The 18,159-nt window shown below is 73.3% G+C and carries 19 protein-coding genes; 6 read left to right on the top strand and 13 right to left on the bottom strand.

What is annotated here, in order from left to right:
* Positions 1–39: 39 nt before the first annotated feature.
* Positions 40–282 (top strand): acyl carrier protein, encoded by a 243-nt coding sequence (locus ACWDY5_RS13335; RefSeq protein WP_252481890.1) that lies wholly within the window; start codon positions 40–42, stop codon positions 280–282.
* Positions 279–1,505 (top strand): beta-ketoacyl-[acyl-carrier-protein] synthase family protein, encoded by a 1,227-nt coding sequence (locus ACWDY5_RS13330; protein ID WP_449722469.1) that lies wholly within the window; start codon positions 279–281, stop codon positions 1,503–1,505. Before ACWDY5_RS13335 ends, ACWDY5_RS13330 begins: the two co-directional genes overlap by 4 nt.
* Positions 1,506–1,546: 41 nt before the next feature.
* Here ACWDY5_RS13330 and ACWDY5_RS13325 read toward each other — a convergent pair whose 3' ends face one another.
* Together ACWDY5_RS13325 and ACWDY5_RS13320 are read right to left on the bottom strand one after the other, a co-directional pair.
* Positions 1,547–2,131 carry a hypothetical protein gene (locus ACWDY5_RS13325; protein WP_449722468.1) on the bottom strand — a complete coding sequence of 195 codons (585 nt, stop codon included), beginning with the start codon at positions 2,129–2,131 and terminating at the stop codon, positions 1,547–1,549.
* Between the two features lie 35 nt (positions 2,132–2,166).
* Positions 2,167–2,670, bottom strand: a complete 504-nt coding sequence (locus ACWDY5_RS13320; RefSeq protein ID WP_449722467.1) for a DUF3145 domain-containing protein — start codon at positions 2,668–2,670, stop codon at positions 2,167–2,169.
* A gap of 302 nt (positions 2,671–2,972) precedes the next feature.
* Here ACWDY5_RS13320 and ACWDY5_RS13315 point away from each other — a divergent pair, with 302 nt between their 5' ends.
* Positions 2,973–4,289 carry a hypothetical protein gene (locus tag ACWDY5_RS13315; RefSeq protein ID WP_449722466.1) on the top strand — a complete coding sequence of 439 codons (1,317 nt, stop codon included), beginning with the start codon at positions 2,973–2,975 and terminating at the stop codon, positions 4,287–4,289.
* Here the strand turns inward: ACWDY5_RS13315 and ACWDY5_RS13310 are convergent.
* Both ACWDY5_RS13310 and ACWDY5_RS13305 read right to left on the bottom strand, forming a co-directional pair.
* Complete coding sequence (locus ACWDY5_RS13310) at positions 4,286–5,101, bottom strand: cytochrome c biogenesis CcdA family protein (RefSeq protein ID WP_449722465.1); 816 nt, start codon at positions 5,099–5,101, stop codon at positions 4,286–4,288. The two genes, ACWDY5_RS13315 and ACWDY5_RS13310, sit on opposite strands and share 4 nt — an antisense overlap.
* Positions 5,098–6,000: a thioredoxin domain-containing protein gene (locus ACWDY5_RS13305; RefSeq protein WP_449722464.1), complete on the bottom strand. Its 903-nt coding sequence runs from the start codon at positions 5,998–6,000 to the stop codon at positions 5,098–5,100. Before ACWDY5_RS13305 ends, ACWDY5_RS13310 begins: the two co-directional genes overlap by 4 nt.
* Positions 6,001–6,137: 137 nt before the next feature.
* Between ACWDY5_RS13305 and ACWDY5_RS13300 the strand changes: the two genes are divergently transcribed.
* Positions 6,138–7,484 (top strand): acyltransferase family protein, encoded by a 1,347-nt coding sequence (locus ACWDY5_RS13300; RefSeq protein ID WP_449722463.1) that lies wholly within the window; start codon positions 6,138–6,140, stop codon positions 7,482–7,484.
* Here ACWDY5_RS13300 and ACWDY5_RS13295 read toward each other — a convergent pair.
* Both ACWDY5_RS13295 and ACWDY5_RS13290 read right to left on the bottom strand, forming a co-directional pair.
* Positions 7,449–8,780, bottom strand: a complete 1,332-nt coding sequence (locus tag ACWDY5_RS13295; RefSeq protein WP_449722462.1) for a glutamate-1-semialdehyde 2,1-aminomutase — start codon at positions 8,778–8,780, stop codon at positions 7,449–7,451. The two genes, ACWDY5_RS13300 and ACWDY5_RS13295, sit on opposite strands and share 36 nt — an antisense overlap.
* Complete coding sequence (locus ACWDY5_RS13290; RefSeq protein ID WP_449722461.1) at positions 8,777–9,436, bottom strand: GNAT family N-acetyltransferase; 660 nt, start codon at positions 9,434–9,436, stop codon at positions 8,777–8,779. The genes ACWDY5_RS13295 and ACWDY5_RS13290 overlap by 4 nt, the downstream gene beginning before the upstream one ends.
* Positions 9,437–9,478: 42 nt before the next feature.
* Here ACWDY5_RS13290 and ACWDY5_RS13285 point away from each other — a divergent pair, with 42 nt between their 5' ends.
* The gene (locus ACWDY5_RS13285; RefSeq protein WP_449722460.1) at positions 9,479–10,231 is read left to right on the top strand and encodes a WecB/TagA/CpsF family glycosyltransferase; all 753 of its coding nucleotides are present in this window, start codon (positions 9,479–9,481) and stop codon (positions 10,229–10,231) included.
* A 20-nt stretch (positions 10,232–10,251) separates the two neighbouring features.
* Positions 10,252–11,346 carry a glycosyltransferase gene (locus ACWDY5_RS13280; RefSeq protein WP_449722459.1) on the top strand — a complete coding sequence of 365 codons (1,095 nt, stop codon included), beginning with the start codon at positions 10,252–10,254 and terminating at the stop codon, positions 11,344–11,346.
* Between the two features lie 2 nt (positions 11,347–11,348).
* Here the strand turns inward: ACWDY5_RS13280 and ACWDY5_RS13275 are convergent, their stop codons facing one another.
* The 7 genes from ACWDY5_RS13275 to ACWDY5_RS13245 all read right to left on the bottom strand — a co-directional run bounded on the left by ACWDY5_RS13275 (position 11,349) and on the right by ACWDY5_RS13245 (position 18,159).
* A complete protein-coding gene (locus ACWDY5_RS13275) occupies positions 11,349–11,714 on the bottom strand; it encodes a hypothetical protein (RefSeq protein ID WP_252481878.1) in 366 nt (121 codons plus the stop codon).
* A 1-nt stretch (position 11,715) separates the two neighbouring features.
* Positions 11,716–12,321, bottom strand: coding sequence for a DUF1707 SHOCT-like domain-containing protein (locus ACWDY5_RS13270; protein ID WP_449722458.1), 606 nt, complete (start codon positions 12,319–12,321; stop codon positions 11,716–11,718).
* 110 nt (positions 12,322–12,431) lie between these two features.
* On the bottom strand, positions 12,432–13,427 hold the full coding sequence (locus ACWDY5_RS13265; protein WP_449722457.1) for a glycoside hydrolase family 6 protein: 996 nt from the start codon (positions 13,425–13,427) through the stop codon (positions 12,432–12,434).
* Between the two features lie 202 nt (positions 13,428–13,629).
* Positions 13,630–15,114 (bottom strand): oligosaccharide flippase family protein, encoded by a 1,485-nt coding sequence (locus tag ACWDY5_RS13260; protein WP_449722456.1) that lies wholly within the window; start codon positions 15,112–15,114, stop codon positions 13,630–13,632.
* Positions 15,111–15,935 (bottom strand): glycosyltransferase family 2 protein, encoded by an 825-nt coding sequence (locus ACWDY5_RS13255; protein ID WP_449722455.1) that lies wholly within the window; start codon positions 15,933–15,935, stop codon positions 15,111–15,113. Before ACWDY5_RS13255 ends, ACWDY5_RS13260 begins: the two co-directional genes overlap by 4 nt.
* Positions 15,936–15,937: 2 nt before the next feature.
* Positions 15,938–16,879 (bottom strand): glycosyltransferase family 2 protein, encoded by a 942-nt coding sequence (locus ACWDY5_RS13250; protein WP_449722454.1) that lies wholly within the window; start codon positions 16,877–16,879, stop codon positions 15,938–15,940.
* A complete protein-coding gene (locus tag ACWDY5_RS13245) occupies positions 16,876–18,159 on the bottom strand; it encodes an O-antigen ligase family protein (protein ID WP_449722526.1) in 1,284 nt (427 codons plus the stop codon). Before ACWDY5_RS13245 ends, ACWDY5_RS13250 begins: the two co-directional genes overlap by 4 nt.

Genomic DNA, 18,159 nt, shown 5'->3' with positions numbered 1-18,159 from the left:
GCCGTCCCGGTCGGTGGGTAACTAGAGAGGAACAGCTTCATGGCTTCGGAAAAGGAAATTCTCGACGGCCTCGCGGAGATCATCGAGGAGGTCGCGGGTGTCGACCAGGCCGACGTGGCCGCCGAGAAGTCCTTCGTGGACGACCTGGACATCGACTCGCTGTCCATGGTCGAGGTCGCGGTGCAGGCCGAGGACAAGTTCGGCGTGAAGATCCCGGACGACGAGCTGGTCAACCTGAAGACCGTCGGTGACGCGGTGGCCTACATCTCGAAGAACCAATGACATCTGCTGACGTTGTCGTCACCGGTCTCGGTGCGACGACCCCGCTCGGCGGCGACGTCGCGTCCACCTGGGACGCGATGCTCGCCGGGCGCAGCGGGGTCGGCGAGCTGAAGGCCGACTGGGTGGACAGGTTCGACCTGGACGTGCGGATCGCCGCCCAGCTCGCTGTCGAGCCCACCGAGGTGCTGACCAGGGTCGAGGCTCGCCGCCTCGACCGGTCGGAGCAGGTCGCGCTGATCGCCGCCCGCCAGGCGTGGGCGGACGCCGGTTCCCCCGAGGTCGAGCCCGAGCGGCTGGCCGTGGTGGTGGGCACCGGCATCGGCGGCGCACTGACCATCCTCGGCCAGGACGACATCCTGGAGCAGTACGGGAAGCGCAAGGTATCGCCGCTCACCGTGCCGATGCTCATGCCCAACGGCCCCGCGGCCGTGGTCGGGCTTGAGCTGGGCTCCAGGGCCGGGGTGCACGCCCCGGTCTCGGCCTGCGCCTCCGGCGCCGAGGCGATCGCCTGGGCCTGGCGGATGCTCAAGGCCGGGGAGGTCGACGTGGTGGTCTGCGGCGGCGCCGAGGCGAGCATCTGCGCGCTGCCGGTGGCCGGGTTCTCGCAGATGCGGGCGATGAGCACGCGCAACGACGAACCCGAACGGGCCTCCCGTCCGTTCGACCTCGCGCGCGACGGGTTCGTGCTGGGTGAGGGCGCCGGGATCATGGTGCTGGAGCGGGCCGAGTACGCCGCGGCCCGCAAGGCCAAGGTGTACGGCAGGCTGGCCGGGATCGGCACCACTGCCGACGCCTACCACATCACCGCGCCCGAACCGGAGGGCAAGGGCGCCAGCCGGGCCATCACGGCCGCGCTGCGCACCGGCGGCCTCCAGCCCTCGGACGTGGGACATGTGAACGCGCACGCGACGTCGACCCCGGTCGGCGACGTGGCCGAGGCGGCGGCCATCCGCTCCGCCATCGGCACCCACGCGGTGGTCACCGCGCCGAAGTCCGCGCTGGGACACCTGCTGGGTGGCTCCGGTGCGGTGGAGGCGATCACCACCGTGCTCGCGGTCCGCGACGGCCTGATCCCGCCGACGCTGAACCTGGAGAACCTCGACCCCAAGGTCGGGCTGGACGTGGTCACGGGTGCGCCCCGCCGCGTCAACCTGCACGCCGCCGTGAACGACTCGTTCGGTTTCGGCGGGCACAACGTGGCATTGGCCTTCGCCTCGGTCTGAGCAGCACCTGCCTCAGACCGGGGCGCAAGTCCGGTTCCGCCTCAGCAGATGGTGACCACGGTGCTCTGCGGGGAGCCCTTGTCGATGCGCAACAGGCGTCCCTCCCAGGCCAGCTGGTAGGTCGAGCGCCAGCGGTTGCAGTCCGAGCGGGCCGAGGCAGGCGACTTCGCCTCGTCCTGGGTGCTGGTGAAGCTGAGCATGATCCGCAGCGTGTTGTTCGGTGAGTTGATCACCCGGCGGACCAGGATGCTGCCGTCCTTGGTGCTGGCGTAGTCCGCCATCCAGTTCGCGCGCTGGTACTCCAGGGCGACCTTGCTGGTCACGTGCGCGCGCCACTTGTCGAAGTCGCGGTTGTTGATCGCGTCGAAGTAACCGGTGAGCGTGCTCCTGATGGCGGCGGCGTCCGGGTGCGCGCTGGCGTCCGGGGTGAACTCCACTGTGGACGGTCCGGGCTCCTCGGCGCGCGGGCGGGCCGAGGTGGTGTCGATGACCGCGGGCACCAGGGGGTCCTCGCTGGTCCGCGACTCGGCCTGGCGCAGGCTCAGTCCGGCCGCGCCCGCGCCGAGCAGCACCAACCCGACCAGGAACAGCGGCCAGAACCGCCGCAAGCCACCCGAGGCACTCACGCCACCAGGGTGCCACACCGGTGGTGCGGCCCTGGTCAGCCCACCCGGTGCAGCCAGGTCACCGGCGCCCCGTCACCGGCCCGCCGGAACGGCTCCAGCGCGTCGTCCCACGCCGCGCCGAGCAGCTCGCCGATCCGGTGCGTCATCGCCTCGGCGGCGCGGTTGGCCGCCATCAGCGTGCGCAGCTGGTCCTCGTTGACCACGATGTCGCCGTTGGCGCTGGTACGCGCCCGCCACAGGCCGAGACCCGGCACGTGGCAGAACCGCTCGCCGTCCACGCCTGGACTGGGTTCCTCGGTGACCTCGAAGCGGAGCATCGGCCAGGCCCGCAGCGCGGACACCAGCGACGCCCCGGTGCCGGCATCGCCGGTCCAGGCGCACTCGGCGCGCAGCTGTCCTGGCGCCGCCGGTTGGGCGGTCCACTTCAGATCGGCCCGGCCACCCAGGGTGCCCGAGATCGCCCACTCGACGTGCGGACAGACCGCAGACGGCGACGAGTGGACGTAGACAACGCCACTGGTGCATCCCCGTGCGCTCACTGCTGACCTCCGCTACTCGACGAGGGACGTCTTCCCCGCGGCCCTCGTCTTGTGCAACGGACGGTGCGTCGAACGATCGGCGATCACCCGTGCGGCCATTCTGCCCTGCACAACCTCCAATGCGCCAGAAGAACCAACCGACACCCCGATCAGTGTCACCCGGCCGGGGGCCTTCACGCATTGTGTTCAAGAACAGACTGCGATTTGGGTGGTTGCCGGTAACCCAGCGGGGGTCTCCCGCTACGGTTTGAGCCGACCGGAGCAACCGGGACTGGGACGAGTCACGCGCGGAGGTGGTCAGCGTGCGGTTGGTGCGGCTCGGTGACGACCCGTCAGCCCGGGTGGACGGGGTCGAGGCCGACCTGCGCGCGGCGCTGTCGACCTGGGGCGCCGGCACCGACCTGGCCGGCGGGGTCGCGCTGCTGGACTGCACGCCGCCGGGCAGCCTGCGGCCGCTGGACGCGGTGATCGTGCTGCCGCGCGGGGTGATCGTCGTGGTCGGGGTCGACCTGCCCGGCCCCGCGATGAAGCTGGAAGCACCGCTGCAAGGGCAGTGGAAGGTCGACGGCTGGCCGCTGATCAGGGACGACGGACTGCTCAACCCGGCGGTGGAGGCGCTGTCCGCGGCCTCCGCGCTGACCCAGCGGCTACAGGCGGAGCGGATCGAGCCGTTACCCGTCTCCACCGTGGTCGCGGTCGGCCCGTACGTGGCCCAGGTGTTGCAGCCCACCGGCGACCTGCACCGCGGCATCAGGGTGCTGCACCCGGCGCCGACCGCGCTGCTGGCCGCGGTGAAGGAGCTGTCCACCTACGAGCGCCCGTGCACCGCGGAGGCGGCCAGGCGGCTGCTGTCCAGTGTGGACCGCCGGACCGCCACGCTGACCGCCGGAGAGCTGGTCGCGGAGGGCTTCGCCGACTCGGTGAGTCCGGATCTGGCCAGCGCCAGCACCATGCTCATCCCCCGCTTCACCGCCGACGGCCGCCCCGCTCCCCCGCGCCCGGCCGCGCCGAAGCCCAAGTCCAAGCGCCCGCCGTGGCTGCCGATCGCCGGCCTTGCCGTGGCCGCGCTGGCGCTGGTGCTGCTGATTGCCGCCGTGGCCCGCTCCTGCGGCAGCCAGGCCCCTGAGTCCAGCAGCAGCGGCGCGGTCTCCGCGCTGCACAGCCCGGAACCGCCGGAGTCCACTGTGGACGGCCTGGACTTCGTGCCGCGCGGCTCGTCCAGGGAGACCGACTGCGGGCCGAGGGCCTTCGGCCAGGTGCAGCAGTGGCTGCGGGAGAACCCGTGCACCGCGCTGGTGCGCAGCCTGTTCGAGGTCAACGAGGAGCGCAAGGCCGCGGTGTCGGTGGTGGTGGTCAGCTTCGCCGACGCGGTGCAGGCCGAGCGGTTCCAGTCGCTGGCCGATGACGAGCAGAGCGGCGGGGTGACCGAGCTGCTGCGCGAGGGCCGCAGCTGGCCGGGCGGGCCGAGCTCGTTCGCGCAGGCGGTGTCCTCGACCTCGCGGGACGGTTCCCGGGTGCGGATCGTGCGCGCGGTGTGGGTGGGTCAGGAGACCAAGCCGACCGATGTGGTGCTGCAGGGCATCGCGGAACGCGCGCTGCGGCTGCCGCTGCCGGGCTAGGGCCGCCGCAGCCGCCACACCAGGACGCCCACGGCCACCGCGAGCACCGGGAACAGGACGACCAGGTCCGGCACGCCCGCGGCGAGTTCGCCCGCGCTCTCGGCCAGCGCGGACTCGGTGTCCACGCTGACGATCCCCGGCAGCGCCGCGGTGCCGTCGGTGACCAGGAACAGCACGCCGATGCCGATGAACAGCAGCCCGGCCACCAGGTTCGTCGAGTGCAGGCGCAGGCGGCCCAGGCTGAGCTCGCGGCCGCGCAGCCAGCTCCGCTCGCCCAGCTTCAGCCGGTCCCACAGCGTGGCCAGCACGAACAGCGGCAGCACCATGCCGAGGCCGTAGACCGCGAGCAGGGCCGCGCCGTAGCCGGGGTCGCCGCCGGCGGCGGCCACGGTGAGCACGCCGCCGAGGATCGGGCCGGAGCAGAACCCGGCCAGGCCGTAGGTGGCGCCCAGCACGTACACCGAGACGGCCGAGGAGATCCGGGTGGTGGCCGCGAAGCGCTGGGACAGCCCGGAGCCGAAGCCGCGGCCGAACAGCTGGGCCGTGCCGAAGGCGATCAGCAGCACCGCGGCCACCGCGATCACCGTCTGCCGGTGCGCGGTGAGCAGCCCGCCCAGGCTGGCCGCGGCCGCGCCCAGCGGCACCAGCGTGGTGGCCAGGCCGAGGTAGAACACGCCGGTGCGGGCCAGCAGCCGGGCCGGGTGGCCGAAGGCGTAGGCGAAGAAGGCGGGCAGCAGCAGCGCCGAGCAGGGGCTGGCCAGCGCGAGCGCGCCGCCGAGCAGCGCGCCGAGGTAGCCGAGCTGCCCGCTCACTTGCGGGCGGCCTGCTCGATCAGCTTGGTGAAGGTCTCCAGCGGCTGCGCGCCGACCACGGCCCTGCCGTTGATCAGGAAGGCCGGGGTGCTGGTCAGGCCCATCTCCTGGCCCTCGGCCGCGTCGACCCTGACCTCCTCGCGCAGCGCGGGATCGGTCATATCGCGCTCGAACTTGGCCAGGTCGGCCACGCCGGAGCGGCGGGCCAGGTCGCGCAGCCGGTCTGGGCCGAACTCGCCGTGCCCGGACCGCGGGGCCTCGGCGAAGGCCAGCTCGTGGAACGGCCAGAACTTGCCCTGCCTGCCCGCGGCACGGGCGGCCAGCGCGGCGGCCTCGGACTGCTCGCCGAACAGCGGCAGGTCCCGCCACTCGATCCGCAGGATGCCCTGCTCCACGAAGCGGCGAACCAGCTCGGGGCGGGTGTCGGTGCTGAACTTGGCGCAGTACGGGCAGCGGTAGTCGGCGTACTCCACCAGCACCACCGGCGCGTCCACCCGGCCCTTGGCGTAGGGGTCGCCCTCGCGGCGGCGGGTGAACTTGGTGTCCAGCTCCTTGGCCGCCGCGTCGATCTCGCTCTGGTTCGGCCGCTGGGCGGTGGTGTTCTGGGCGGCGGTGTCCTGCGCGGCCGGCGGGTCCGCGGGCGGGGTGTCGCCGGTGCGGCCCAGGGCCAGGTAGGCCAGCAGCACGCCGACCACGACGACGACGGCGGGCAGGGCGAGCTGCCAGCCGGGGCGCTTGGCTGGCTGGTCGCCAGCGGGCTGCGCGCCAGCGGGCTGCGCGCCAGCGGGCTGCGCGCCAGCGGGCTGGCTGCCTGCGGGCTGGGCGTTCTCGGGCTGCGCGCCTGCGGGCTGGGCGTTCTGGGCGGCGGGGTCCGGCTGTTCGGGCTGCGGCTGGCTCATCGCCTGTCACCGTAGCGGCGGGCCGGTCACCGACCAAAGGTGGTGTCAGCCCCCCTACCTCCGGGGGAGCCAGCCCTGAGACGACTCGGGAGTCCACCCCATGGTTCCGGCGGGCCCGGCCCGAGAGGCTCTTTCCCATGAACAGCATGGGGGTCCGCGACGCGGCGGCGGTCGGCAGCGGCAGCCGGAACACGGTGGTCGACCTGGTCCGGCTGGTCGCGGTGGGGATGGTCGTCTTCCTGCACTGGCTCAGCCCGGTGATCACCGTCACCAACGGCGCGGTACGCGCGGGGATCGCCTTCGCAGGTCCCACGACCTGGGTGGTCACCTGGTTCCTGCAGGTGATGCCGCTGGTGTTCATCGCGGGTGGGTTCGTCAACACCGCGGGGGTGGACGCGACGGCCCGCAAGGGGCAGTCCGCGGTGGTGTTCCTGGCCCGCCGGGCCCGCCGCCTGGTGGTGCCGACCCTGCCACTGGTCGGCATCTGCGCGGCGCTGGCCACCGCGGGTTCGCTGCTCGGCCAGCCTGCGATCGCCATCGTGGGCGACCAGGCGGCGAACCCGCTGTGGTTCCTCGCGGTCTACCTGGTGGTGGTCGCGCTGGCGCCGCTGATGGTGCGGCTGCACGACCGGTTCGGGCTGGCCGTGCCCGCGGTGCTGACCGCGGCGGTGGCCGGGGTGGACGCCTACCGGTTCGCCACCGTGGGCCTGCACGGACAGGCCAACCTGCTCGGCGACGTGAGCCTGGTGCTGGTCTGGCTGACCGTGCACCAGCTGGGCATCGTGCTGGCCCGCGGCGGACTCTCCGGGCTGGGCAGGCGGGGGCTGTTCGGCATCGCGGGGAGCGCGGCGGCCGGGATCCTCGGGCTGATCGTGTTCGGGCCGTACCCGCCGGCGCCGATCGGGCTGCCGGACGTGCCGGTGTCCAACCTGGCCCCGCCCACGCTGCTGATCGTGCTGCTGGGCATCGCGCAGGTCGCGCTGCTCGCGCTGGCCACCCCGTGGCTGGAGCGCAAGCTGGACGGCGCGCGGACCAGGAAGGTGTTGCTGCGCGGGAACTCCGGGCTGATGACGGTGTACCTGTGGCACATCCCGGCGGCGCTGGTGGTGGCCGGGGCCTGCCTGCTCGCGCCGGAGCTGCTGCTGCCTGCGCCGGGCGCGGCCTGGTGGTCCTCCCGGCCGATGTGGCTGCTGGTCTGCGGGCTGGTGCTGCTCGCGCTGGTGAAGTGGTTGCGGCACTTCGAGACCGGCGAGCGGGAGACCCGGCGCGGCGGGCCGGTGTCCGCGCCGCTGGTGGTGCTGGGCACGATCGGCGCGGCCTTCGGGCTGCACGAGATCTTCATCCACGGCCTGGACCTGGCGGGGCAGGACGCGGCGGGGGCGTGGCGCGGGGTGCTCGCACTGGGGGTGGGAGCGGTCCTGCTGCGCCGGGCCGAGCGGGTCGGCGGGTCAGCCCAGCCGGCGCGGGTCGGCGCGGCTGCGTAGCGCCGGGGCCACCGGACGGCCCTGGAGCAGGCCCTCGACGGTGCCTGCCTCCAGGGCTTTCCGGTACACGCCCAGCGCGCCCCGGACCGCCTCGGTGGTGTGCGCGAGGTCGGCGTCGGTGTGCGCCGCGGAGATCACGAAGGACTGGCCGAGCACACCCCGGCTGAGCAGCTCCTGCAGGAACAGCGTGCGGTAGGCCTGGGACGGGTTGCCGTTGGCGTCGCGGGTGGTGAACACCAGGCAGGACGGGCGGCCCACCGCGGCCACCGCCTCCTGCACGCCGAACTCCCTGGCCAGCTGGTTCACCGCGGTGGCCAGCACGGCGCCCTGGCGTTCCATCACCGCCACCGGATCGCTCTCCCGGTAGGCCCTGGCCACCGCGCGGAAGGCGGCCAGCGAGACCGACTCCGGGCCGTGCGTGGTGGAGAGCAGGAACACCCGGTCCGCGCCGGTGGCCAGCCCGCCCAGCTCCATCAGCTCGCGCTGGCCGGCCAGCGCGGCGATCGGGAAGCCGTTGCCCATCGCCTTGCCCCAGCAGGACAGGTCCGGCACCACCCCGTACACCGACTGCGCACCACCGGCGGCCCAGCGGAAACCGGTGATCATCTCGTCGAAGATGAGCACGATGCCGTGCCGGTCGCAGATCTCCCGCACGCCTGCCAGGAACCCCGGCTCCGGTTCGGCCAGCGCGGTGGCCGCCTCCAGCACCACGCAGGCAATCTGTCCACTGTGGACGTCCACAATGGACCTCAGCGAGTCCAGGTCGTTGTAGCGGAAGGACACGGTGAGCGCGCGTACCGCTTCCGGGATGCCCGCGGACATCGGCACGGTGCCGATGAACCAGTCGTCGGTGGAGAAGAACGGCTGGTCGGCGCAGATGGCGACCAGGTCGCGGCCGGTGGCGGCGCGGGCCAGCCGGACCGCGGCGGTGGTCACGTCGGAGCCGTTCTTGGCGAACTTCACCATGTCCGCGCCGGGCACGGTGGCCAGGAAGTCCTCGGCCGCGGCCAGCTCCAGAGTGGTGGGCCGGGTGAAGCTGAGGCCGTCGGCCAGCACCGCGCGCACCGCCTCGGTCACCGGGGCGTAGCCGTGGCCGAGGGTGACCGCGCGCAGGCCCATGCCGTACTCGACGAACTCGTTGCCGTCGGCGTCGGTGACCCTGGCCCCGCTGCCCTTGACCAGCACCGGGGTCATGAACTCCGGGTATTGGTCGGCGCCCCTGGCGTAGGTGTGCGCGCCCCCTGGCACCAGCTGGTGCAGCCTGGCCTGGAGCTCGGCGGAGCGGTGGAAGCTCATCCCCCCACAATATTCGCCGGGCTCCGCAGCCATTCGGCGTCCTCCGGCAGCAGGCCCCACAGCTGGTGGTCGAGCAGCTTGCCGCCGACGTGCATGTGCGAGCGCAACAGGCCTTCCTTGCGGAAACCGTTGCGCGCCACCAGGATGCCCGCGGCCCGGTTGCCGACCCCCACCGGCGCGGTGAGCCTGCGCAGGCCGACCGGACCGAAGCCGTGCCGGATCAGCTCCCGCATCGCGGTGGCGGCCACCGCGGTGCCGTGGAACTCCGAGTACACCCAGCCGCCCAGCTCGGCCAGGCCCTGGTCCCGGTCGATCCGGTCCAGCATCATCTCCCCGGCGAAGCGGCCGTCGACCTGCACCACCATCGGGATCATGCCGCCGCGCCGGGCCGAGCGCAGGAAGTTGTCACAGCGGTCCCGCCAGACCTGCGCGCAACCGCGGCTGTCCCAGGCGGCCGAACCGGTGGGCCACCAGGGTTCCAGCCACTGCCGGTCGTGCCGGACCGCGGCGCACCAGTCCGCGGCGTCACCGGGACGCGGCGGGCGCAGGGCGATCGCGCGACCGTGCGCGCGGACCGGGCCGAGCACCGCGGGCCAGCCCGGGTGGTGTGGCCGCAGCCGCCGGGTCACCGCGGCCAGGAGAACGCCGCTGCGCATGAATTCCCACTCCTCGAAGCGAATCGACGGCAAGATACTTACATGCGCTCGAACGTCCCGACAGTGACCGTGCTCGGCATTCGGGTGGTTTGCCTGCCCAGGCAACAGGCGCTCTCCGTAGTTGGTGAGCTGCTCGACTCGCCGGAGCCCGATCTGCTGGCATTCGCCAACGCGCACTCGCTCAACCTGGCCGCCCGCCACCCCGCCTACCGGCGCGTTCTGCACGACGCGGCGCTGGTGCTCAACGATGGCTCCGGCCTGGCGATGGCCGCGAAACTGCAAGGAAAAAGCTTTCCGGACAACCTCAACGGCACCGACCTGACGCCGGAGATCCTGCGGCTGGCGGCGGAGCGTGACGCCCCGGTGTACTTCCTCGGCGGCGAACCGGGCATCGCGGAGACCGCTGCGAGAAACCTCACGTCCAGGATCCCCGGACTGCGGGTTGCGGGCGCCCGGCACGGCTTCTTCACCCCGGCGCAGGAGCCGGAGGTGATCGCCGGGATCAAGGCCAGCGGGGCGCGCATGCTGGTGGTGGCCATGGGAAATCCGCGACAGGAGCTGTGGCTGGACCGCCATCTGGCCGACACCGGCGCGCAGCTGGGCGTAGCCGTCGGGGCGTTCCTGGACTTCGCCGCGGGCAAGGTCTCCCGCGCGCCGGGCTGGATGCGCAAGGCCGGCATCGAGTGGCTGTACCGGCTCGCGCTGGAGCCGCGCAGGCTGTTCACCCGCTACGTGCTGGGCAACCCGCTGTTCCTGGCGCGGGTGCTGCTGGAGCGGTACAAATCGGGGTCGTGACGACTTCCCGGGTGTGCTTCGTGACCACCTACCCGCTCGGCCGGGCCGAGCTGGGCGGCAGCGGCTGGGTGGATCGCAGGCTGGTCGCGGTGCTGCGCGCGGCCGGGGTGGAGGTCGAGGTGGTGTGCGTCACCGGCCCGCCCGGCCAGTGGGCCGAGCAGGAGGTGGTCTGCCACGCCGACGGCGATGTGCCGCTGGAGATCCGCGGCGACCGGGCCAAGCTGCTGCGGGTCGCGCTGGGCATGGCGGTGACCGAGCAGCCGTACCTGTCCCGCAAGTTCACCGCCTTCCCCGGCTGGCGGCGGGCGGCAAAACTGCTGACCGAACGCGCGGCCGGGCGGCGGGTGGTCACCAGCGGCTGGCCGGGCCTGCTGCTGGCCGAGGCGGCCGGGGTGCCGGTGGCCGCGCACATCGCGCACAACGTGGAGAGCACCATCGCGGTGGAGCATTCGCCCCGCCCGCTGCGCCTGCTGGGCGAGACCTGGCGCCTGCCGAAGGCCGAACGCAGGCTGCTCCGCTTGCCGCGCAACGTCTTCGCCCTCTCCCGCACCGACGCGGAGTTCATCACCCGCTGGGCCGCGCCCGCCCGGCCGCTGCCGCTGACCGTGCGGCCGGTGCCGGATCCGGTTGCCGCGCAGGCGGTCGGCTTCATCGGCAAGGCCAGCTGGCCGCCCAACGAGCGCGCGCTGGCCAGCCTTTTGGGCCCGGTGCACGAGGAGCTGACCCGGCTGGCGGCAGACGTGAAGTTCGTGCTGGCCGGGTCCGGAACCGAGGCGTACCAAGGACATCCGCGCACCACCGCGCTGGGCCGGGTGGTCAGTGAGGCCGAGTTCTACCGGCAGGTCGGCCTTGTCGTGGTGCCCAGGTTCGGGGCCAGCACCGGGATCAGCGTGAAGATGCTGGAGGCGGCCGAGTACGGGCTGCCCTCGGTGGTGCCGCCGCAGCTGGCCGAGGCGGTGGACCCGGCCGGTCCGTGGCTGATCGCCGACGGCCCGGCGGAGACCGCGGCGGCCATCCGCCGCTGGCACCGGGGCGAGGTCGAGGTGGACGTGGCGGCGTGGACCGCGGCGCACGACGGCACGGAGACCGCGCGGGCGTTGCTGGCGGCGCTCTAGCGCTACAGGTCGGGCAGCGGATCGGGCGGCAGGAAGGACTCCTGGTCCACCTCGGCGTCCGCGCAGCGCACCACCGAGATGTACTCGTCGTCGATCTCCAGCATCAGGTTGCCGAACTCGATGGTCGGCGTGGTCCTGGTGTCCACCGGCCCGAGCTGGATGGTCCTCGGGTAGTGCACCAGCACCCCGGTCGGCCGGTTCCGCCGGAGGAAACTACAGGTCAGCACGGTCACCGTGCGGCTGGTGACCGCGACCAGCACCGGCGCCATGCCCGGGTTGAGGCTGAGCGCGGGGAACAGGTAGCGCAGCTCGGCGCCCGCCGGCAGGAAGCCGCGGCAGCGGTCGCGCACCTCGCTGGAGAGCGGCACCTCAGTCGTCGTCCCCGCGCGCGATCGCCTTGCGCACCGGCTTGGTGCGGATGTCGATGCCGCCCATCAGGGCGAAGCCCTTGACGTGCACCACGGGCGCGTTCAGCGGCAGGTCCTCGTCGTCGACCTTGACCTCCTTGCCGCCCATGAAGCTGAACCCGCCGACCTCCACCCGCACCCCGGGCGGCACGGTGATCTCCACCCCGCCCATCACGGCCACCGCGACCACGGTGATCTCCGGCGCGCTGAACTCCGCCCGGCGCAGGTCGATCTCGGTGCCGCCCATGACCGCGATGGCCGCGGTCCGGCGGGTGACCCGCCAGCGCCCCTTGCGCACCGCGCCGGACATGAAGGACACGACCCACTTGGTCTTCTCCCCCACCGGGCTGGGCCGCACCGGCACCGGGCTCGGCGCGGGCGCCGTGGTCATCGGCAGGTCGGCGACCACGCGGTCCAGCTCGCCCCGGGTCACCGCGGCGTAGGCCTGGCCGACCCGCTCGTTGTACTCGGTCAGGGTGAGTCGCCCCTCACCCACAGCGAGGTTGAGCCGCTGGGCGATCAGGTCGCGCTCGGCGTCGCTGACCCGCATCTCGGGGAGGTCGTTCATGCCTGCCAGGCTAGTAGCAGAGGCCAACCCGACGCCGGGTGTTGGCCGAACTGGTATGCCGGGGCCGGCCGACGGGATGGCGCGACCCATCCCGGTGGCCCGAACCCGGTTCAGATGCCGTTGAGCAGGCTCATCGCCAGCTCCGGCACGAAGGCGCCGGAAGTGGTGCCCTTGCCGGTGCCGCAGTCGCCGTCGGAGGCGCCGGGCTGTTTGATCCACAGCAGCGCGTCCGGCGTCTGCGGGTTGCTCCCGTCCACCGCCGGTGACTGGCCGATCTTGCGGCCGGGCGGGTTGCACCACTCGCCGTTGGAGCCGTTGCCGTTGCGGCTGACGTCGATGACGAACCCGGGTTTGCCGCCACCGCGGGCCGAGACCGAGGCCTGCACCAGGCGGCCGTAGGCGATCGCCTCGGCGGTGGTGTTGAAGTTGGACACGTTGACCGCGAACCCGCGCGCCCCGCTCACCCCGGCGTCGATCAGCCGCTGGGCCAGCGTGCCGGGCGGGTTGTACCGGCCGTCGCCGCCGTCGAGGTAGGTCCAGGCGTTCGGCGCGCGCTGGCTCAGGGTGGCCACCGCCTCGGAGAGCATGCGCAGCCGTTCCTGCTTGCCGGTGGGGTCAAGGCAGGACAGGTGGATCAGCGCGTCCGGTTCGAGCACCACCAGCGCGGGGGCGTTGCCGATGGTGTCGGCCACCATCTCCACCCACTTGCGGTAGTTCTCCACCGAGCCGGCACCGCCCGCGGAGTGGCTGCCGCAGTCCCGCTGCGGGATGTTGTACGGCACCACGACGGGCAGCTGGTCCTCCTTCTCCGCGGCGCGGATGTAGGCGCCGAGCCAGCCGCGGATGTCGCCGTCGCCGGCGATCCAGCGGGCCATCGGCTGGGCGGCGATGCGTTCGTTGATCAGGTGCGCCCTGCCGTCGCCCTTGTTCGCCCGCACCCAGCGGGCAGCATTGCTCTCCCAGTCCACGAACAGGCCCCTGGTCTCGCTGAGCGGGCTGGGCGCTGGTGGCTGGGCTGGCGGGCGGGGCTGGCGCTCCGGTTTGCTGGTGGACGGTTTGGGCGGTTCGGACGAGGCCGGCGGCGGGGAGGTCGACTCGTCAGGCACGGAGGTGGACTCCGCGAGGACGGACGGTTCCGTCGAGCTGGAGGGGGCGGCCGCGGGCTCCGGAGTTCCGCACGCGGCCACGGCTAAGAGCGCCGCGATCCCGGACGCCGCCAACCCCCGTCGGCGCGCTGTGTTCGATCCCATCAGCTTTGCTCCCGTGTGGGTTTGTTTTCCCCTGCTGGGGGTGCCAGAACTTGTGAGACTAAGACCCTTCCCTGAAGGTCGCGACCGGTCGATCGGCCGCTGCCCCGTTCAGGGCACGGTCGATGTGGTGCCGCCGGGTGTACCAGCCCACCCCGACGACGGCGGCGGTGAGCGCCGCGCCGAGGACCACGTCCAGCAGCGGCGAGTCGGCGAAGGCGCGGATGGCGAGCAGTCCGGCGACCGCGAGCAGCCCGGCCAGCGCCGGGTAGGCCAGGCCCTTGGCCAGCGCGGCCAGCGAGATGCCGGCCCGGTGCAGCCGCCAGGCGTGCACCGGCACCGCGACCACGAAGGCCACCGCCGCCTGCGCCCAGCCGATGCCGACCAGTCCCCACACCATGGCCGCGGCCACGGTCGCCGGCACCAGCGCGACCAGCCAGGACACGTTCACCAGCGCGGAGGACAGCGGGGCGCCCACGGCCAGCAGCAGGTGGAAGGCAAGATCGGTGAGAACCCTTGCCACCGCGGCGATCGCGAGCGCGCTGAGCACGTGCGCGGCCGGCGCCCAGGCCGAGCCGTAGACCACCTCGACGATCGGCCCGGACAGGATCGCCAGCGCCAGACCGCCCGGCAGCACCGCGATCCCGACCAGTCCGACCACCTCGCCTGCGGCCAGGTTCAGGTCCACGCCGCGGTCCCGGGCGCGGGAGAAGGTGGCCAGCGCGACCCTTTCCAGGGTGGTGGACACGATCGACACCGGCCAGTTGGCCACGTTGTTGGCCAGGTAGAAGAAACCTAGAGCGGTGGCGCCGAGGATGCTGCCGGTGACCACCTGGGGCACCGCGTTGGACAGCACGATCACCATCCCGGAGGCCACCACGGTGATCCCGTACCGGCCGACCTCGCCGAAGTGCTCCCGGTCGAAGCCGAACCGCGGCCACTGCTTGCTGACGAACAGCAGCACCACCACGACCACCGCGGTGCCGGAGACGTGCCCGATGGCCAGTGACCAGGCGCCGAAGCCGGAGAGCGCGAGGGCCCCGGTCAGCGCCAGGTTCACCACCACGCCGGAGAGGTCGGCGACCAACCGGCTGGCCTGGCGCAGCTCCCTGGTCAGCAGCGCGCCCGGCACGGCGGCGAACCCGTCCAGGAACACGTTGGCGGCCAGCAGCCGCACGATGTCGGTGGCCTGCGGGCTGCCCAGTCCGGTGGCCAGCGCGGGCGCGGCCACCAGGCACAGCGCGAAGGCCGTGGTGCCACCGCAGACCGCCACCGTCCACGCGGTGGGCAGCAGCGGCCGCACGTCGCCGGAGTGCCGCACCACCGAGGCGGCCGCGCCGAGGTCGTTGAAGGTGAGCAGCAGCATCTGCACCACCAGCGCGGCGGCGTAGAGGCCGAAGTCCTCCGGCGCGAGCAGCCTGGCCAGCAGCACGCCGAGCAGGAAGGTGCCCATCCGGGAGAGCAGGGTGTTGAGCAGGCTCAGGCCCAGTCCCCTGCGGAACCGGCCGCCGAGTTCGGCCTGCCCGATGGCGCCGTCCGTGCTCACTTGCCCGCTCCCAGCGCTTCGGTGGTCCATTCGCTGAAGTAGCTGCCCGCGTGCACCGCGTAGTCCACGGTGACCTCCGGCAGGTGCCGCACCCGCAGCGCGGCGGAGAGCCGGTGCACGAGCTCCCAGTCCTCCCTGGGGTGCACCCAGCCCGGTCTGGCCCACGGGTCGAAGCGCAGGCCGGGGAAGCGGCGCACGGCCACCGCGTTGACGTCCACCCACGCGGTGTCGGCGTGCGCGCGCCGGTCGAAGTCCCGGCCCAGGATGTCCACAGTGGACCCGTCCGGCCTGCCCCGGTGCAGCGCGGTGTAGACCAGCCCGGCCCCGGCGCGCAGCGCGGGCAGCACGGTCTCCAGGTGGTGCGGTCGCCAGGTGTTGTCGTCGTCGAGGAAGGCCACGAACGGCGAGCGGGTCAGCCGGATGGCCGCGTTGCGGGCCAGTCCGGGGCTGTGGTGGTTGCGCGCCAAGGACAACACGGTCAGCCGGGGGTCCTCGGGCAGCGCGCCGAGCTCGCCGCCGCCGTCGTCGACCACCACCACGGAGACATCGGTGACGGTCTGCCCGAGCGCGCTGCGCACCGCGCGGACCAGGGCCTCCGGCCGTTTGTAGGTCGGGATCGCCACGGTGAACAGCGCGGTCGGCGTGGCGGGTAAGAGCGTTGCCAGGCGGGCGATCTCGGCGTCCTCGGCCCGGCGCGCGGCGGCCCGCTCGGCGGCGAACTTCACCCGCCACCAGGCCTCGCCCACTACGTAGCGGCCGACGGTGCGGCGCAGCGCCTGCTTCACCCCGCCGGGCAGCAGCCCGTAGTCCCGGTTGCCCATGCTCACCTTCCCGCCAGCTGTGCTCGGACCTCGGCGGTGGCGGCCGGGTTGGTCGGGAACCCGGCCAGCAGCCGGGCACGTCCGGTCAGCAGCTCGCGCAGCGCGCGCAGGTGCGTGCCGCGCCGCAGCGGCAGCCGCAGCGCCTGGCTGAGCACCAGCGCCAGCCAGCCCGCCACGGCGGTGGCACGGGACTCCCAGGTGGCCAGGTGCACGACCTTGTTGGTGACCAGCTGCGCCCACAGCGCGGGCGAGACGCCGTACTCCCCGCCCCGGTGCAGCGCGTGCGCGCGCGGGGCCTGGCGGACCTGCCAGCCCGCGTCGGTGACCCGGCGGCAGTAGTCGGTCTCCTCGGAGTACAGGAACAGCTCCTCCCGCCAGCGGCCGACCCGGTGCGCCACCCCCGGCGCGATCATCAGCGCGGCCCCGTTGGCCCAGTCCACCCGCTCGCGCGCCGGGCCGGGCGGCAGCTGCTCGCCGAGGGATCCGGCGCGCCCGCCCAGCAGCGCCTCGGCCAGCACCCGCCGCGCGGTCGGGCGGCGGCGCAGGGTGGCCTCCGGCGCGCCGTCCGGCCTGCGCACCAGCGGCGCGGCGATGCCCACCGCGGGGTCGGCGCAGACCTCCAGCAGCTCGCGCACCGCGCCGGACTCCAGCCGCACGTCCGGGTTGAGCACCAGCACCGCCTCCTGCGGCGTGGCCAGCTCCAGGCAGGCGTTCACCCCGGCCGCGTAGCCGAGGTTGCCACCGGTGTGCAGCACGGCGGCCTTGGGCGCCAGCTCGGCCACCAGCTCGGGACTGCCGTCGCTGGAGGCGTTGTCGGCCACCACCAGCCGCCACTCCGGCACCCCGGCCAGCGCGGCGGGCAGGGCGTCCAGGAAGTCGGGCAGATCGGCCGCGGAGTTGTAGGTCACCACGGCCAGCAGCACGCCTGGGATTTGCTGGCTCAACGTTGTCCTCCGGCTTGGGTCACGACCGCGCCTGCCAACCCGATCATCAGGAAGGTCAGCGCCTGGAACTGGGGGAAGGACAGCGCGTCGAAGGTGGCGAAGCACACCGTGCACACCAGGAGTCCCGTCGCCACCGCCCACGCGGCGTCGCGCAGTTCGGCCGGGATGCTGCCAGGGCGCCGGAAGGTCCGCCAGGCCAGAAAGGCTGGCAAAACCAGAAGCGCGGCGAGTGCGAGCACCCCGGGCAGGCCGGATTCGACCGCGGTCAGCAGGTACTGGTTGTCCAGGTATGGCTGCGGCGGCGCGGTGTAGGTGCCGAACCCTTGACCGCTCAACGGCGCGGCGGCCAGCTTGTCGGCCACATAGCCGTAGTCGTCGAGGCGGCCGGTGAGGCTGTTGTCGGTGCGCGCGCCCAGGATCGTGTTGGCCAGCACCTCGTACAGCCGGGGCACCGCCGTCGCGGCCAGGCTGACCGTGACGCCGAGCAGCAGCACCCCGGTGCCCCAGCGCAGACCGCCGATCCTGGGCAGGCTGAGCAGCAGGATCAGCGCCAGGCCGAGCAGGCCGGTGCGGGAGATGCTGACCACGATGCCGCCGCTGAGCACCGCCGCGCAGGCCCACCACAGCGGCGGGTGGCGGCCGTGCCGGATCAAGTGCAGCGCCAGCGGCACCGCGGCGGCGCAGACCGCGGCCAGCTCGATGGGGTGGTTGGCGAAGCCCAGCGCGCGTTCCAGCCCGCCGCGGGCCAGGTCCACCGTGCCCAGACCCTGGGCGCTCAGGCCGGGGAAGCTCAGGTAGCTCCGCAGGTCGATCTTGGTGGCGAACTGCACGCCCGCGGTGAAGGCCGAGGCGGTCGCGCCCAGCACCACCGCGCCGAACACCGCGCGCAGCATGCCGGGCCGGTCCAGGCCGTCGCAGGCCAGCAGCGCCAGGCCGGTGCACACCGCGAACAGCAGCGTGTTCCGGTCCGCCGCGCCGAGGCGGTCGTCCGGCACGCCGAGGAACAGCGCGAGCACGTTGGCCGCGGCGAAGACCAGCAGCGCGCCGAACAGGGTGGCCCGCACCGGGTTCGGCGCGGGCCGCAGGCCGAGCCCGCCGCCGAACCGCGCGACCAGCCACCAGAGCAGGCACAGCGCGCCCAGCAGGCGGCCGGGGGTGAGCGAGCCGCCGACCCCGGCGATGACCAGGTTCTGCGGCAGCGCGAACAGCAGCACGGCCGCCACCAGCACCCGGTGCGGTGGCAGCCGCCGTGCCGGGGCGGCCGGGGCCGCCACGCGCAT

Source organism: Crossiella sp. NPDC003009 (genome assembly GCF_053591555.1).
This window is presented reverse-complemented; position numbering and strand designations above follow the sequence as displayed.

Excerpts from the sequence above, each read along its gene's own strand:
- ACWDY5_RS13335 (WP_252481890.1), top strand. The coding sequence starts at position 40 with ATGGCTTCGGAAAAGGAAATTCTCGACGGCCTCGCGGAGATCATCGAG.
- ACWDY5_RS13330 (WP_449722469.1), top strand. The coding sequence starts at position 279 with ATGACATCTGCTGACGTTGTCGTCACCGGTCTCGGTGCGACGACCCCG.
- ACWDY5_RS13305 (WP_449722464.1), bottom strand. The coding sequence starts at position 6,000 with ATGAGCCAGCCGCAGCCCGAACAGCCGGACCCCGCCGCCCAGAACGCC.
- ACWDY5_RS13300 (WP_449722463.1), top strand. The coding sequence starts at position 6,138 with ATGAACAGCATGGGGGTCCGCGACGCGGCGGCGGTCGGCAGCGGCAGC.
- ACWDY5_RS13295 (WP_449722462.1), bottom strand. The coding sequence starts at position 8,780 with ATGAGCTTCCACCGCTCCGCCGAGCTCCAGGCCAGGCTGCACCAGCTG.
- ACWDY5_RS13290 (WP_449722461.1), bottom strand. The coding sequence starts at position 9,436 with ATGCGCAGCGGCGTTCTCCTGGCCGCGGTGACCCGGCGGCTGCGGCCA.
- ACWDY5_RS13285 (WP_449722460.1), top strand. The coding sequence starts at position 9,479 with ATGCGCTCGAACGTCCCGACAGTGACCGTGCTCGGCATTCGGGTGGTT.
- ACWDY5_RS13270 (WP_449722458.1), bottom strand. The coding sequence starts at position 12,321 with ATGAACGACCTCCCCGAGATGCGGGTCAGCGACGCCGAGCGCGACCTG.
- ACWDY5_RS13255 (WP_449722455.1), bottom strand. The coding sequence starts at position 15,935 with ATGGGCAACCGGGACTACGGGCTGCTGCCCGGCGGGGTGAAGCAGGCG.
- ACWDY5_RS13245 (WP_449722526.1), bottom strand. The coding sequence starts at position 18,159 with ATGCGCGTGGCGGCCCCGGCCGCCCCGGCACGGCGGCTGCCACCGCAC.